The sequence below is a fragment of the Streptomyces sp. NPDC006602 genome (assembly GCF_042870385.1).
Taxonomy (GTDB): Bacteria; Actinomycetota; Actinomycetes; order Streptomycetales; family Streptomycetaceae; genus Streptomyces.
Genome location: NZ_JBIAHG010000038.1, coordinates 1 through 14,622 on the forward strand (window position 1 = coordinate 1; position 14,622 = coordinate 14,622).

Sequence of the window (14,622 nt, forward strand, 5' to 3'; positions counted from 1 at the left end):
GCCAGGTCGTAAGGGACTCCGCCCTTCCGGGATCGGACCACGGACAGGATCCGTGTCGCCACCCGGTTGCGAAAGCGGACGACCTGGGGGTGCCCCCTCTGGGGGAGCGCCCAAGACCGTTCGGGGCGTGCCAGTGCGTGGACTCACTCCCGCTCACTGTCCAGGAACGGTTGAGCACCACGACGGCCCCGCCCGTCCGCACCTTGTCGGCGAACGTTCTCGAGCAGCGGCGTCTAGGGGGGTTTGAAAGTCCAGTGCGGTGCCCGCGGTGTTCGGTGCGTGCCCTGGGGGTCCCCCCTCTGGGGGAGTGCCGGACGAAGGCCCTCGTAGCGGAGCTACTTGGGTCTTTGGCCGGTGCGGCGAGGGTGCGTGCCGAACACCGCGGGGGCTGTGCGGGACTTTCAAACACCCCCTAGCGCTTCGCCACCTTGCGGGTCGCGCGCAACCACTCCTTGTTCATGCCGGTGATGGACACCAGTGGGATGCCCTTGGGGCACGCCGTCGCGCATTCACCGGCGAGGGTGCACCCGCCGAAGCCCTCCTCGTCCATCTGCGCCACCATGTCCAACACCCGCGTCTCCCGCTCCGGCGCCCCCTGCGGCAGCACGTTGAGGTGATTGACCTTGGCGGAGGTGAACAGCATCGCCGCCCCGTTGGGGCACGCCGCCACACACGCCCCGCACCCGATGCACTCCGCGTGCTCGAACGCGAAGTCGGCGTCGGGCTTGGGCACCGGCGTCGCATGTGCCTCCGGCGCGGACCCGGTTGGCGCGGTGATGTACCCGCCGGCCTGGATGATCCGGTCGAACGCCGACCGGTCCACCACCAGATCCTTGATCACCGGGAACGCGGACGCCCGCCACGGCTCGATGTCGATCGTGTCGCCGTCCTTGAAGGACCGCATGTGCAGCTGACAGGTCGTGGTGCGCTCGGGCCCGTGCGCATCGCCGTTGATCACCAGGCTGCACGCCCCGCAGATGCCCTCCCGGCAGTCGTGGTCGAAGGCGACCGGGTCCTCTCCCTTGAGGATGAGCTCCTCGTTGAGGGTGTCGAGCATCTCCAGGAAGGACATGTCGGAGGAGATCCCGTCCACCTCGTACGTGGACATGGTGCCTTCGGCGTCGGCGTTCTTCTGTCGCCAGACGCGCAGGGTGAGCTTCATGCGTAGCTCCGCTGAGTGGGGTGGACGTACTCGAAGACCAGGTCTTCCGTGTGCAGGACGGGCGCAGAGCCCGTCCTTGTGAACTCCCAGGCGGCCGCGTACGCGAACTCGTCGTCCCGGCGGGCGGCTTCGCCGTCGGGGGTCTGGGACTCCTCCCGGAAGTGGCCGCCGCAGGACTCGGCGCGGTGCAGCGCGTCGAGACACATCAGCTCGGCGAGCTCCAGGTAGTCGACGATCCGGTTGGCCTTCTCCAGGGACTGGTTGAACTCCTCGCCGGTGCCGGGGACCTTGATGCGCCGCCAGAACTCCTCGCGGATCTGCGGAATCCGCTCCAGCGCCTTGCGCAGTCCGGTCTCGGTGCGGGCCATCCCGCAGAACTCCCACATGAGTTCGCCGACCTCACGGTGGAAGGAGTCGGGGGTGCGGTCGCCGTCGACGGCCAGCAGCAGGTTCAGCCGGTCCTCCGTTTCCGCCAACACCTCCTGGACGACGGGATGTTCGGCCGTGACGGCCTCGGGGTGCGGGTTGCGGGCGAGGTAGTCGTTGATGGTCGCCGGCAGCACGAAGTAGCCGTCGGCCAGACCCTGCATCAGCGCGGAGGCGCCGAGCCGGTTCGCCCCGTGGTCGGAGAAGTTGGCCTCGCCGATCGCGAACAGGCCGGGGATGGTGGTCTGGAGGTCGTAGTCGACCCACAGCCCGCCCATCGTGTAGTGCACGGCCGGGTAGATCCGCATCGGCACCTCGTACGGATCCTCGTCGGTGATCCGCTGGTACATGTCGAAGAGGTTGCCGTACTTCGCCTCGACAGCTTCGCGGCCCATTCGTTGGATCGCGTCCGCGAAGTCGAGGTAGACGCCCTGTCCGCCGGGCCCGACGCCCCTGCCCTCGTCGCAGACGTTCTTCGCGGCGCGGGAGGCGATGTCACGCGGGACCAGGTTGCCGAAGGACGGGTAGATCCGCTCCAGGTAGTAGTCGCGCTCGTCCTCGGGGATCTTGTTCGGCGGCCGGTCGTCGCCCTTGGCCTTCGGCACCCAGATCCGGCCGTCGTTGCGGAGCGACTCGCTCATCAGCGTCAGCTTGGACTGGTGGTCGCCGGTGCGCGGGATGCAGGTGGGGTGGATCTGGGTGAAGCAGGGGTTGGCGAAGTAGGCGCCGCGCCGGTGCGCCCGCCAGACGGCGGTGGCGTTGGAGTTCATGGCGTTCGTCGACAGGTAGAAGACGTTGCCGTAGCCGCCGCTGGCGAGTACGACGGCGTCCGCGAAGTACGTGTCGATCTTTCCCGTGATCAGGTCCCGCGCCACGATCCCGCGCGCCCGGCCGTCCACGACGATCAGGTCGAGCATCTCGGTACGCGGGTGCATCTCGATGTTGCCCGCGGCGATCTGCCTGCTGAGGGCCTGGTAGGCGCCGAGCAGCAGTTGCTGACCCGTCTGGCCGCGGGCGTAGAAGGTGCGTGACACCTGGACGCCGCCGAAGGAGCGCGTGTCGAGCAGACCGCCGTACTCCCGCGCGAACGGCACGCCCTGTGCCACGCACTGGTCGATGATCTCCACGGAGATCTGCGCCAGCCGGTGGACGTTGGACTCGCGCGCCCGGAAGTCGCCGCCCTTGACGGTGTCGTAGAACAGCCGGTGGATCGAGTCGCCGTCGTTGCGGTAGTTCTTCGCCGCGTTGATGCCGCCCTGCGCGGCGATGGAGTGGGCGCGGCGCGGGGAGTCCTGATAGCAGAACTGGACGACGTGGTAGCCCTGTTCGGCGAGGGTGGCGCCGGCCGAGCCGCCCGCCAGACCGGTGCCGACGACGATCACGGTGTGCTTGCGCCGGTTGGCGGGGTTGACGAGCTTGGCCTCGAAACGGCGCTTGTCCCAACGCTCGTTGATGGGCCCGGTCGGGGCCTTGGTGTCGACGACCGGCTCGCCGGTCGTGTAGTCCACGTACTCAGCAGTCATGTTCAGCTCACCACTCCGGTCATGACGCCCACGGGTACGGCGATGAAGCCGGCCGTGAGCACCAGCGCGAGGACGTCGGCGACGGTCTTCAGGGCGCGGTCGCGGGCCCGGCTGCCGACGCCGAGGGTCTGGGCGGCACTCCAGAAGCCGTGCCGGATGTGCAGGCCGAGGGCGAGCATCGCCACGATGTAGATGACGTTGCCGTACCAGGTGGAGAAGGTGTCCACGACGTTCTGGTACGGGTGGCCCTCCTGGAAGCCGCCGGAGTGCACGGTGCCGGTGGTCAGGTCGAGGATGTGCCAGACGATGAACAGGCCGAGGATGATCCCGCCCCAGCGCATGGTGCGGGTCGCGTAACTGGCCCGGGGCTTCTTGTGGACGTACTTGCTGGGGCGCGCCTTGATGTCGCGGCGGCTGAGCTGGTACGCGGACGTGGCGTGGGCGACCACGGCGACCACCAGCACCACCCGGACGAGCCAGAGCGTCCACTCGTAGTGCATGAACGGCTCGCCGACGGTGCGCAGCCAGTGCGCGTAGTGGTTGAACTCCCCCGCGCCAAAGAAGATCTTGAGGTTCCCGATCATGTGGACGACCAGGTACAGCAGCATGATCAGGCCGCTGACGGCCATCACGGTCTTCTTGCCGACGGTGGAGTCCCACACGGTGCGTGCCATGGACGGCCGTCGGTCCGTCCGCGTTGCCAGAGCCATGTCACAGCACGTTACGGACGTACGGCTGATCGGTCCAAGACATGGTCCGGCTTGATTCCATAGGCTGGGGCTATCGTGGGCGTATGCAGTTCCAGCAGCTTCAGTACTTCGTGGCGGTCGCCGAGACCCGGCACTTCACTCGCGCCGCCGAGCTCGTCCATGTCGCCCAGCCGTCCCTGTCGCAGCAGATCAAGTCGCTGGAGCGGGAGTTGGGCGCGGACCTGTTCCTGCGGGCGCGCGGCAACATCACACTCACCGACGCGGGCGAGGCGCTGCTGCCGCTGGCCCGCCGCATCCTCGCCGACGCGGACACCGCCCGGCACGAGGTGCTGGAACTGGTGCAGCTGCGCAGCGGCCGGATCCGGCTCGGCGCGACCCCGAGCCTGTGCACGGGCCTGCTGCCGGACGTGCTGCGCGCCTTCCACGACCGCTATCCCGGCATCCGGCTGCTCATCGAGGAGGGCGGATCCCACGACCTCGTACGGGAACTCGCGCGCGGCGCCCTCGACCTGGCCCTCGTCGTCCTCCCGCTGCCGACGCCCTCCCCCGCACTGACCACGGTCGAGCTGCTGCGCGAGGATCTCGTCGTGGTGTCCTCCCCGGACGCGCCGCGGCCGGGCCGCGGGAAGCGCACCGTCAACGTCGCCGACCTGGAGGGCGAACGGCTGGTGATGTTCCGGCACGGCTACGACCTGCGGGAGCTGACCGTGGCCGCGTGCCGTGCCGAGGGCTTCGAGCCGGACTTCGCGGTGGAGGGCGGGGAGATGGACGCCGTCCTGGGATTCGTGCGGGCGGGCCTCGGCCTGGCCGTCGTACCGCGGATGGTGGCGGCCCGGTCCGGGCGCGGGCTGCGGGTCACCCCGCTGGCCCGGCCCGGCCTGCACCGGACGATCGCCCTCGCGCACCGCAGCGACGTGGCTCCGCCGCGGGCGGCGCGTGAACTGCAGCGGATGCTGCTGGAGCGCTGAACGCGGCTCAGCTCTGGAGTACCGCCGGCTTGAGCACCTCCTCGCACCATTGGCGGAAGTCGGTGGGCGCGAGGTCCGGTGTGCTCGGCTGGGACGCGCCGTAGAAGCCCTGGTCGTTCTGGGCGTCGACCATGTCGGCGTACGCCTGTGCCCACGCCTCCGTCGCTCCGAAGCGGATCATCCTCGCCTTCTGCTCCGCGATGGGGGCGAACTCGGCGTGGACGGGCCGGCCGAGCACCTCGGAGATGACGCCGGCCATGCCCTCGGGAGTCAGGTCGTCGGGGCTGACCAGGGGGACGTCCTCCTGTCCGGTCCAGGAGTCGTCGAGGAGCAGGCGGGCGGCCTCGGCGGCGATGTCGCGGGTGGCGCAGGTCCGCAGGACGCGATCCGGGGCCAGCGATACGCGCAGCACACCCGCGTCGCGGATCGACTGGGCCTGGTGGAGCAGGTTCTCCATCAGGAACGGCGCGCACAGCGCCCGGTAGTGCACGCCCGTGGCCGCGATCGCGTCGTCGGCGGCGAGCGACGCCGAGACCTGCCCGGCGTTCTTCGCCACACCGCGGCCCAGGGTGGAGACGGCTACGACCCGCTCGACGCCCTGCTGTCCGATCACCTCGCACAGCGGCTCGGTGAAGGCCCGGAAATGTCCCTCGACGCTGTCGGCGCCGGGGGTCGGCGGGACCAGCCAGAACACGCGGTCGGCGCCCTGACAGGCCTCCTTCAGTACGGCGGGGTCGGCGTGCGACCCCTGGACGACCTCCGCACGGTCGCGCACCTGCGGGGGCAGGGCGACGGGGTCGCGGGCGATCACGCGCAGCGGGACTGAGGCGTCGCGGGCGTCGAGGAGACGGGAGACGACCTCGCGGCCGATCTGGCCGGTCGGAGTGGTGACAACAATCATGAAGGGCTCCTGGAACAGGGCTTGTAGGGATGTCGTCAAGCCTGGTGTCCGGCCGTCCGGAACTGAAGGACCGGTTCGCTCGCGCTTGTTACCCTCAGGGCAATACCGATCGGAGGGCAGGCCCATGGAGTCCCGTCCGCTGCGCTACTTCGTCGCCGTCGCCGAGGAGCTCAACTTCGCCCGCGCGGCGGGGCGGTTGGGCATCTCGCCGCCGCCGCTGTCGCGTGCGATCCGCCGGCTGGAATCTGAGCTGGGGGCCGTCCTCTTCGAGCGGACCACCCACAGAGTGGCGCTGACCCCGGCGGGGGAAGTCCTGCTGACGGAGGCCCGGTTCGCACTGGAGGCGTTGGAGGCCGCCGGGCGACGAGCACGGCGCGCGGCCACCGCCGAGCCGAAGCTCTCGCTGGCCGTGAAGGCCGACGGTGACGCGGGGCTGCTGGAGGCCATCCTCGCGCGTTACGCGGCCGACCCTGCGGCACTGCCGGTCGCCGTCCGGCTGTGCGCGTGGCACGAGCAGGCACGGCTGCTGCGCCAGGGCGAGGTCGATGTCGCCCTGGTCTACGAGCCGTACGACCGCACCGGCCTCGACGCGGAGGAGCTGGCCGTCGAACCGCGCGTCGCCGCACTGGCCGCCGGCGATCCGCTCGCCACCCGGGCCCGGCTCGTCCTCGCCGACCTCGGGCTGCGCCCCGACGAGGCGCACCGGTACATCGACGAGGTCCGTAGCAAGGGCCAGGACCTCGCCCAACTCCTCACGCTCGTCGGCCTGGGCGAGGCAGTGGCCCTGCTTCCCTCGTCCGTGGCCGACCGCTATCCCCGGCCAGGCGTCGTCTACCGGCCCGTCCAGGACGCACCCCCGGCCGTCCTGGCCGTCGCCTGGCCCCAGCAGTCCCGTTCGAGGGCCACGGCGGCACTGGTCCGCGCCGCCGTGGCCGTGGCGGACAACGTCCGGGAGCGTGCGGCGGGCTGACGGCCGAGGGCCGCTACTCGACGTCGGGCGGCACCGGCGTCCCCTGGTGGTAGTACATCCGCCAGCCCGTCTCCTCGCTGCGCTTGCGCCAGATCGAGCTGCGCCGGGCACGCCGGCCGTCGAAGTCCGTCTCGTACGTGAGGTGCACCAGGCCAGGGGCGAGGAGGACGCCCGTGATCGCCGAGGATTCGTAACGGGGGCCGTCCGCCGAGCTGCCCGGATCGTCTGCGAGGCCGGCCACCATCACGTCGTACGTGTAGCGCCGGCCAGAGGTGCCGACCTCGATGAACTCCGGGTCCAGCAGTTGCCCGGCGCGGGTGCGGGAGGAGCGGACGGCGGGGTCCATGAGACGCAGCTCGGCTGCGATCGCCTCGTTCACGTCACCTGCTTCGTCGGCCGTCCGCGCCTCCTCGCCGACCCCGTGACCGAGTTGTTCCGTCACCCCGTCGCGTCCACCAGCGCCAGCTCGTGCAGCCGCTCCGGCGGGCCGGGGCGGGCGTAGTACCAGCCCTGGGCGGTGTCGCAGCCCAGTATCCGCAGCTGCTCGGCCTGGGCGCCGGTCTCCACGCCCTCCACCGTCACCGTCAGGTTGAGGCTGTGGGCAAGCGAAACGATCCCCTCGACGATCTTGAGGTCGACGGGATCGGCCGGGAACTGCTGCATGCTCTGGGTGAAGGAGCGGTCCAGCTTGAGGATGCTCACCGGCAGGCGGCGCAGGTTGGCCAGGTTCGAGTAGCCGGTGCCGAAGTCGTCCAGGGCGATGTCGACACCCATCTCGGCGAGCCGCCGCAGCGGCTTCAGCAGGTCGTCGTCCGCGCCGATCAGCGCCGACTCGGTGACCTCCAGGCAGAGCGCGTCCGGCTCGACGCCCATGCGCTCCAGGATGTCGACGGTGTCCTGCACCAGACCGGGATGAGTGAGCTGGCAGGGCGAGAGGTTGACGTTGATCCGCATCGGGCCGGCCTCGCCGTACCGCTCCCGCCACTCACGGGCCTGGCGCACCGACTGCTCGAGGACCCAGCGGCCCAGCGGAACGATCAGCCCGGTGTGCTCGGCCAGCGGGATGAACCGGTCGGGGCCGAGCACTCCGTGCTGCGGATGCAGCCAGCGCACCAGCGCCTCCGCGCCGCGCACGCTGCCGTCGCCGAGGTGGACCAGCGGCTGGTACTCGATGAAGAACTCGCCGCGGTCCAGGGCCGTCGGCAGGGCGGTGGTCAGTCCGTGCCGGGTGATGGCGCGGGCGTCGGCCTCCGGGTCGGCGAGCTCGAAGCGGTTGCCGCCCGCCGACTTGGCCCGGTACATCGTGATGTCGGCGCTGCGCAGCACCTCCGCCGGGCTGCGCTCCCCCGCGGGGCCCTCGACGATGCCGATGCTGCCGCGCACGGTCAGTTCGCGGCCGTCGACGCTGATGGGGGCGACCATCGCGTTCATGATTCGCGCGGCGAGCTCGTCGACCTCGCGCTCGGTGTCGGGCCCGGTGGTCAGCGCCACGAACTCGTCACCGCCCAGCCGGGCGACCATCTCGCCGGGCGCGGTCGCGCAGGACTGCAGCCGGTCGGCGACCTCGACGAGCAGCCGGTCGCCGGCCGCGTGCCCGAGGCTGTCGTTGATGGTCTTGAAGCCGTCGAGGTCGAGGTAGCACAGCCCGAACCGCTGGCCCTTCCCGGCGCCCAGTGCCTTCTCCAGGCGCTCGAAGAAGAAGGTGCGGTTCGGCAGGCCGGTGAGCGCGTCGTGGGTGGCCTCGTAGCGCAGCCGCAGGTTGAGCAGGCGGCGCTCGGTGGTGTCCTCCATGAGGGCCAGCTGGTACTGCGGGTTGCCGTCGGCGTCGCGCAGCAGGGAGACCGTCAGGTTGGTCCACAGGACCGTTCCGTCGGGGCGGTGGAACGCCTTCTCGACGTGGTAGTGCTCACGCTCGCCGCGGACGAGTTCGTCGTAGAGCCGCCAGGTCTGGGGCGCGTCGTCGGGATGGGTCCACTCCGGGACGCGGCGGCCGCGCAGTGCCTGGTCGGAGAGGCCGAACATGCGCAGCAGGGCGCCGTTGACCTGGAGGACGTTGCCGTCGAGGTCGGCGATGCCGATCCCTATGGCCGCACCCTCGAAGACGGCGCGGAAGCGGGCCTCGCTCGCGTGCAGCGCCTGCGCCACCACGCCCTGCGCCCGGAGCGCGGCCTGGGCGATGGCCTCCTGCTCGGCGAGGGTGCGCTCGCGCAGCGCCTGCGCGAAGCCGGCGGCCATGGCGTGCTCGATCCGTGCCGCCCGCGCCCGCAGGTCCTCCTGGACGCCGCCCTCGCCGCAGTACAGCACCAGGTAGGCGTCGACGCAGTCCAGGGTGCGGGTGAGCGCGTCCGGGTCGGTGCAGTGCGCGCCGACCAGGGCGGCGCCCACCGCCTTCGCCTCGTCCGCGTCGAAGGTCCTGGCCTTGAGTGCCTCGCTCAACCGCCGTGCCAACGGAAGCAGTTGCTGTTCGAACTCGGGCCGGGTCGCGGACGTCGAGGTCACCGGGAACACCGCCCGGCTCCAGATCGTCGCGAACCGCCGCAGTCTGTCCTCCGGCCCGTCCGGTTCCGCGCTCACGCCGTACGCCCCACGCCCGCGAACCCGGAGAACGCATACGGATCCTCGTCCTCCGGTGCGGTGTCCGGCCGCCAGCGCGGCGGCGGCACCAGTCCGGGTTCCACCATGTCGTACCCCTCGAAGAACCGCGCGATCTCCTCGCGCGAGCGCATGATCAGCGGGTTGCGAATGTCCTTGTACACGTCCACCGCGCCCTCCGCCCGCTCGGCCGGCAACGGGATTCCCTCGTACGAGGCATGCGTCAGCACCAGCAGGCTGCCGGGCGCGAGCGCGTCGCGCAGTTCGGCCACCGCTGAGTACGGGTCGTCCGCGTCTTCCACGAAGTGCAGTATGGCAACGAGAAGCAGGGCCACTGGCCGGTTCTGGTCGATCAGCCGCTGCACTTCGGGGCTCTCGAGGATCTCCCGGGGCTTGCGGAGGTCGGCCGCGACCACGCCCGTGCCCTCGTTGCCCGCGAGGACCGCCTCGCTGTGCGCGACCGCCACCGGGTCGTGGTCGACGTACACCACGTGCGCGTCGGGACGGGCCGCCTGGGCCACCTCGTGGACGTTTCCGAAAGTCGGGATGCCCGAGCCGATGTCCAGGAACTGGGTGATGCCCTCGTCTGTCGCGAAGCGCACCGCGCGGCGCATGAACGCCCGGTTCGCCTGCATGACCTTGGGGAGACCCGGCATGAACTCCATGGCCCTGCGGGCCGCTTCCCGGTCGACCTCGAAGTTGTGCGAACCGCCCAGGTAGTAGTCGTAGATGCGCGAAACGCTCGGCACCGAGATGTCGATGCTTCGTGGGGCCCAGGCGGGACGCTCCATCTATCTCTCCAAGGCGTAGGCGATCCGGTGTTCGAGCAGAGGCTACTGATCGCCCGCCAAGGGAGCGAGCAGAAACGGAAATTGACCGTCCGTTCCCGGTCACTGCCTGCGGCACGTGCCGCATTGATGCCCCGCCGAATCCTCCACGAAAAGTGCCCGCGACACTCCGCGGCGTTCCGGACGAATTCCGGATCGGGCGGCGACTCGCGGGGAGTTGCGGTGAATGACGGCAAACCGGTCCGCCCCCTCCGTGCGGCGCGGAGGGGGCGGGACCGGTGGACCGGATGCGCCGTCGTTACTTCTCGGGCGCTCCGATCGGCTTTCCGTCGGGTGCCGCGGCGTACCACGTGCCGCCGACGCCCTGCCCGTTGGTGTCGCCGGGCTTCTTGTCACCCGCGAAGGTGTAGATCGGCCAGCAGTTGATGGTCTGCTGCTTGACGCCGTCGGGCCGGGTGAAGTTCATGTAGCCCTTCTTCTGGACCCCCTCGGTGTCGTTGATGTCGACGGGGGCCACAGCCGGCCACTTCTCCAGGCAGGCGCCGGTGCAGGCGGAGATGGGGTCGGGCCACGCGGTGTCCTTCAGGAACCGGTAGACCGTGTGGCCGTTCTTGTCCACGACGATCTCGCCCAGTTCGGGGTCCTTGCGCGTGGACAGCCCGGGCAGGTCGGCGAGCTTCGCCTTCTTGCCGTCGGGGGCCAGTGCGTACCACTTGCCGCCCACGCCCTGGCCGGCGACGTCGCCCGCCTTGGTGTCCTTCGCATAGCGGTACGCCGGCCAGCCGCCGATGGTCAGCTGCTTGCTGCCGTCGGCGCGGGTGACCTCGCCGAGCAGCGCCTCGTCGACACCGGCGCCGGCCTCCGCGTCGTCCGCGGGGACGGGCGGCCAGGCGGTGGCGCAGTCGCCGTCGCAGTTGGACTTCGGCGGTTCGGCCGTGTCCTCGTCGAAGCGGTAGAGAGTGAGGCCCGACTTGTCGGTCAGCACATTGCCGAGTTCCGCGTTGGTCGACACGTTCAGTTCGCCCGCGGTGGACGTCTGAGCCGCGGCGCCCTGCCCGGCTTCCGGCGCGCTTGTGCCGGAAGCGGTAGCGGTACCGATGCCGCCCACGGTGTAGTCGCCCGCCGCGGCCGTCGCGCCGACGTTCTGGCTGCCGGTCGACGGCGTGCCGCTTTCCTGGCCGCACGCCGTCGTCAGCGCCAGCACCGCCGCAGCGCTCGCCACGAGTGAGGCGCTCCGCCAGGAGGTCTTCATCGTCAACTCCCAAAACTTTCAAAGGTGTTGCAACGCCCTGCTGCGCCGCTGCACGACCATGGGTACGCACGGGAGCAGCGGTTGTGTTCAACGGCCTCGAACATTTCTTTCCGAAACCTGTGACACGGCGGTTCGCTCTTTCGGGGCAATCCCCTCGCGGCCGGGCGTGCGGCGGCGCGTCGGGCCTCATGATCTCCGTCGTGCATCGACCCGAACCGACCCAATCCGCCTTCGCCATACGGGCTTTCGCCCTGCTGACACTGACGTGGCTGCTCGTGGGCGCGCCGGCCGAGGTGGCCGTGGCCGACGCCTGCGCCTCCGCCTCGACGGGGCCGGGCGGCACGCAGGCGGTGGCGGTCGCCGGCAGCCTCACCTGGCCGACTCCCCCGACCTGCCCACCCCCTCCCCCTCCGCCGTGCCCGACACCCACGCCAACCCCCACCCCCACGCCCAGCCCGACCCCGACCCCGATTCCGCCGAAACCCACGCCGACTCCGGCCCCCACGCCGCCGGAACCTACGCCGACTCCGAAGCCGCCGCCCCCGCCACCACCGGCACCGCAGCCGGCGCCACCCCGTCCGAAGCCGCCCCCCACCCCGACGCCGCCCCCACCTCCGCCACCCCCGTCCCCCACGCCGACGCCGTCGGCGACGCCCACCCCGCGCCCGTCCGCCACCCCGGTGACGTATCCGCGGTACACGGCGCACCACCCCCGCAAACGGCCGGCCCACGGCGCCACGTCGCCGGTCACCTATGTCCTGCTCATCACCGCGCCCGCGGTGATCGCCGTCGCCGCGCTGCGGCCGCGCTAGTGCTGATCCTGGAGGCACCCCTTGCCGGAATGGCTTGTTCTCACCCTCGCGATGCTGGCCGCCGGCCTCGTGGTGGTCGTCATCACCCTCCTACGGCACCGCAGGGCGCCCGAGGACGAGGACCCCAGTGAGACGCCGGACGTCATCGAGTACATGACGATGTGGATCGGCGTGGTGTACGCCATCGTCCTGGGCCTGGCCATCGCCGGTGTCTGGGAGGCGCGCAGCTCGGCCCAGGACCACGTCCAGTCGGAGGCGCAGGCGCTGCACGAGATCTCGGAGCGGGTCCGGGTCTACCCGGCCGACATCCGTGACCGCATTCGGGACGATGTCAACGCCTATGTCGGACACGTCGTCACCACCGAGTGGGAGTCGATGGCCGACAACGGACAGCTCACGGAGCGGGGCACCGAGCTCATGGAGCGGGTCCGCGCGGACGTCACCGACTACCGGCCGGGGACCGACTTCGAGGCCCAGGCATACCAGCCGGTCCTCGACCAGATGGCCGCCGCGGACCAGGCACGCAACGCCCGGGCGGACTCGGCCGCGCCCACCATGCCGGGCGTGGTGTGGTTCGGACTCATCGCCGGCGGGGTGGCCACCATTGGGATGATCTTCGCGCTGCAGATCCGGCGCACCACCCGCGAACTGATCCTAGCCGGACTGTTCTCCGCACTGATCGCCTTCCTGCTCTTCCTCATCTGGGACTTCGACGCGCCCTACAGCCGGGGCATCACGGCGTCGGCCGACCCGTTCCTGGCTCTCTTCCCTGACCTCAAGGGCTGACGGCGCCTCACCGGAGCGGCCACGGGAAGGCCCTCACCACAAAGACGGTCGTCGGCTGGACCGGGCGGCTCCCGGCGATCCTTCGCCCCGAGTCCCTGAAGGGACCGGGGCGAAGGCCTGTGCACGTGCGATCCGCTGTCTCCGAGGGGGATGTCTCCGAAGGGGGGAGGTCTGATCGGTTTCCGAGCCGTTCGGACCGTCAGATCCGCTTCTCGGACCGGCGGCGCACCCAGAACACCCCGCCGCCGACGACGGCCGCGGCCACGAGCCCGCCGCCGATGGCGATGTCCGCCGGGGCCGCCCCGGTGGAGCGGCTGCCGCCGATGCCGCCCTGGACGCCGCCGATGACGGTGAAGGCGGCCGGGTTCGTCAGGGTGCGGCCGTTGCAGTTGACCGTGATGCTGTGCGAGCCCGGACGCGCGTTGTCGTTGATCGTCGCGGTGCCCTTCGCCGTCTGGCCGGCGCCGTGGATGGGCGTCAGCGTGGTGCTCGGGAACGCGTCAGAGGTCATGGTGCCGCCCGTGGGGCAGTTGTCGACCGTGACGGTCAGCTGCCCACCGCGGGCGATGACGCTGGGCAGGGCGACGATGTTGCTCGGGCTGACGCCCATACCGTCCCGGGCGACGGCCGCGGGGGCGGCGAGCCCGAGGGCGGCGACGGCGGCGCCTGCGGCCGCCAGGGCACGAGTAGTACGCATGTGATCCTCCGCGGGAGACGCCCCGGGAACCGTCCCCGGTCGATCGGCGAGAAAACGCCTCCCACACAGACCCTCAGATGCCTTGTCCGTACCCGCATTTCGGGAATGGTCCGTCCTGGTGAGCGGACACGCCCGGCGATGCGCACAATCGGATATCGCCGCAGGTCACGGACCGTCGGAAAATTCCTGTGAGCGGCAACTCGGATGGCGCACCAGGAGCGGCTCGGGCCACCCGTTCGCCGCCCGTCCCGTCGCCGGTTTCAGGCGCCGGACTTAGCGTTCTCGTATGCGCGAACTGACGTGGCGACGGCCGCGTCGAGAGGGGAAGTCGAATGTCTGCGTCCGAGCTGGCCGAACTGGCCGAAGAGGAGGAGCGGCGGAAGAGGCGCGCTCCTTGGGGCGTGATAGCGCTTGTTCTGCTGACCGGCCTCGCGCTCATTCGCAACGGTTCGGGGGAGTTCGACGTCGGACCGCCGCAGCCCGCGTCGGCGGCCGCGGCGGACAGCCGGCTGCCCGGCGGCGCCTTCGCCGCGGCACCCGAGCCGCTGCCGTACTCCATCCCCGACCGGGTCAGGCTCCCGTCGATCCAGGTGGACGCGCCGGTCATTCCGGTGGGCCTGGACGTGGACGGCTGGGTGGCCGCGCCGCCGCCGGAGGACCCGAACCTGGCCGGCTGGTTCACCGGCGGTGTCTCCCCCGGCGAGATGGGCACAGCGGTCGTCGTCGGCCACGTCGACAACCAACAGGGCCCTGCCGTGTTCTACGGACTCGGCGCCCTCAAGAAGGGAAATCTCGTCGAGGTCACGCGCAAGGACGGAAAGACGGCCGTGTTCGAGATCTACGGCATCGAGGTCTTCGAGAAGAACAACTTCCCCGGCGACCGTGTCTACGGTTCCAAGGGCAGCCCCGAATTGCGGGTCATCACCTGCGGGGGCGGTTTCTCCAAGCAGAACGGCTACGACGGGAACGTCGTCGCCTTCGCCCGCCTGGTCGAGGTCCGCTGAGCGTTCCCCGATCCGGCGGGCGGCACAATTC

14 protein-coding genes are annotated in these 14,622 nt (G+C 70.6%); 5 read left to right on the forward strand and 9 right to left on the reverse strand.

Annotation, left to right across the window (positions count from 1 at the left end; genetic code table 11):
* Positions 1-412 precede the first annotated feature (412 nt).
* Genes ACFYO2_RS42570 through ACFYO2_RS42580 form a run of 3 tightly spaced genes read right to left on the reverse strand, consistent with a single transcriptional unit; the run spans position 413 to position 3,785 of the window.
* Positions 413-1,162, reverse strand: coding sequence for a succinate dehydrogenase/fumarate reductase iron-sulfur subunit (locus ACFYO2_RS42570; protein ID WP_388360922.1), 750 nt, complete (start codon positions 1,160-1,162; stop codon positions 413-415).
* Positions 1,159-3,111: a fumarate reductase/succinate dehydrogenase flavoprotein subunit gene (locus ACFYO2_RS42575; RefSeq protein ID WP_388360924.1), complete on the reverse strand. Its 1,953-nt coding sequence runs from the start codon at positions 3,109-3,111 to the stop codon at positions 1,159-1,161. Before ACFYO2_RS42575 ends, ACFYO2_RS42570 begins: the two co-directional genes overlap by 4 nt.
* Before the next feature lie 2 nt (positions 3,112-3,113).
* Positions 3,114-3,785 (reverse strand): succinate dehydrogenase, encoded by a 672-nt coding sequence (locus ACFYO2_RS42580; protein WP_388361077.1) that lies wholly within the window; start codon positions 3,783-3,785, stop codon positions 3,114-3,116.
* A 119-nt stretch (positions 3,786-3,904) separates the two neighbouring features.
* Here ACFYO2_RS42580 and ACFYO2_RS42585 point away from each other — a divergent pair, with 119 nt between their 5' ends.
* Positions 3,905-4,789, forward strand: a complete 885-nt coding sequence (locus tag ACFYO2_RS42585; RefSeq protein ID WP_388360927.1) for a LysR family transcriptional regulator — start codon at positions 3,905-3,907, stop codon at positions 4,787-4,789.
* Between the two features lie 7 nt (positions 4,790-4,796).
* Here the strand turns inward: ACFYO2_RS42585 and ACFYO2_RS42590 are convergent, their stop codons facing one another.
* Positions 4,797-5,690 (reverse strand): NAD(P)H-binding protein, encoded by an 894-nt coding sequence (locus ACFYO2_RS42590; protein ID WP_388360930.1) that lies wholly within the window; start codon positions 5,688-5,690, stop codon positions 4,797-4,799.
* Between the two features lie 124 nt (positions 5,691-5,814).
* Here ACFYO2_RS42590 and ACFYO2_RS42595 point away from each other — a divergent pair, with 124 nt between their 5' ends.
* Positions 5,815-6,660 carry a LysR family transcriptional regulator gene (locus tag ACFYO2_RS42595; protein WP_388360933.1) on the forward strand — a complete coding sequence of 282 codons (846 nt, stop codon included), beginning with the start codon at positions 5,815-5,817 and terminating at the stop codon, positions 6,658-6,660.
* Between the two features lie 13 nt (positions 6,661-6,673).
* Here the strand turns inward: ACFYO2_RS42595 and ACFYO2_RS42600 are convergent, their stop codons facing one another.
* The 4 genes from ACFYO2_RS42600 to ACFYO2_RS42615 form a co-directional block, all read right to left on the reverse strand.
* Positions 6,674-7,102, reverse strand: coding sequence for a DUF4440 domain-containing protein (locus tag ACFYO2_RS42600; RefSeq protein ID WP_388360936.1), 429 nt, complete (start codon positions 7,100-7,102; stop codon positions 6,674-6,676).
* On the reverse strand, positions 7,099-9,234 hold the full coding sequence (locus ACFYO2_RS42605) for a putative bifunctional diguanylate cyclase/phosphodiesterase (RefSeq protein WP_388360939.1): 2,136 nt from the start codon (positions 9,232-9,234) through the stop codon (positions 7,099-7,101). Before ACFYO2_RS42605 ends, ACFYO2_RS42600 begins: the two co-directional genes overlap by 4 nt.
* Positions 9,231-10,043, reverse strand: a complete 813-nt coding sequence (locus ACFYO2_RS42610) for an SAM-dependent methyltransferase (protein WP_388360941.1) — start codon at positions 10,041-10,043, stop codon at positions 9,231-9,233. The genes ACFYO2_RS42605 and ACFYO2_RS42610 overlap by 4 nt, the downstream gene beginning before the upstream one ends.
* Before the next feature lie 295 nt (positions 10,044-10,338).
* A complete protein-coding gene (locus ACFYO2_RS42615; protein ID WP_388360943.1) occupies positions 10,339-11,292 on the reverse strand; it encodes an SCO0930 family lipoprotein in 954 nt (317 codons plus the stop codon).
* A 680-nt stretch (positions 11,293-11,972) separates the two neighbouring features.
* Here ACFYO2_RS42615 and ACFYO2_RS42620 point away from each other — a divergent pair.
* Positions 11,973-12,104, forward strand: coding sequence for a hypothetical protein (locus ACFYO2_RS42620; protein ID WP_388360946.1), 132 nt, complete (start codon positions 11,973-11,975; stop codon positions 12,102-12,104).
* A 21-nt stretch (positions 12,105-12,125) separates the two neighbouring features.
* Positions 12,126-12,890 (forward strand): hypothetical protein, encoded by a 765-nt coding sequence (locus tag ACFYO2_RS42625; RefSeq protein WP_388360949.1) that lies wholly within the window; start codon positions 12,126-12,128, stop codon positions 12,888-12,890.
* 199 nt (positions 12,891-13,089) lie between these two features.
* On the opposite strand, the gene ACFYO2_RS42630 is transcribed toward ACFYO2_RS42625, so the two are convergent.
* Positions 13,090-13,587, reverse strand: coding sequence for a hypothetical protein (locus ACFYO2_RS42630; protein ID WP_388360952.1), 498 nt, complete (start codon positions 13,585-13,587; stop codon positions 13,090-13,092).
* Between the two features lie 332 nt (positions 13,588-13,919).
* Here ACFYO2_RS42630 and ACFYO2_RS42635 point away from each other — a divergent pair, with 332 nt between their 5' ends.
* Positions 13,920-14,591, forward strand: coding sequence for a class F sortase (locus ACFYO2_RS42635; protein WP_388360955.1), 672 nt, complete (start codon positions 13,920-13,922; stop codon positions 14,589-14,591).
* Positions 14,592-14,622: the final 31 nt, after the last annotated feature.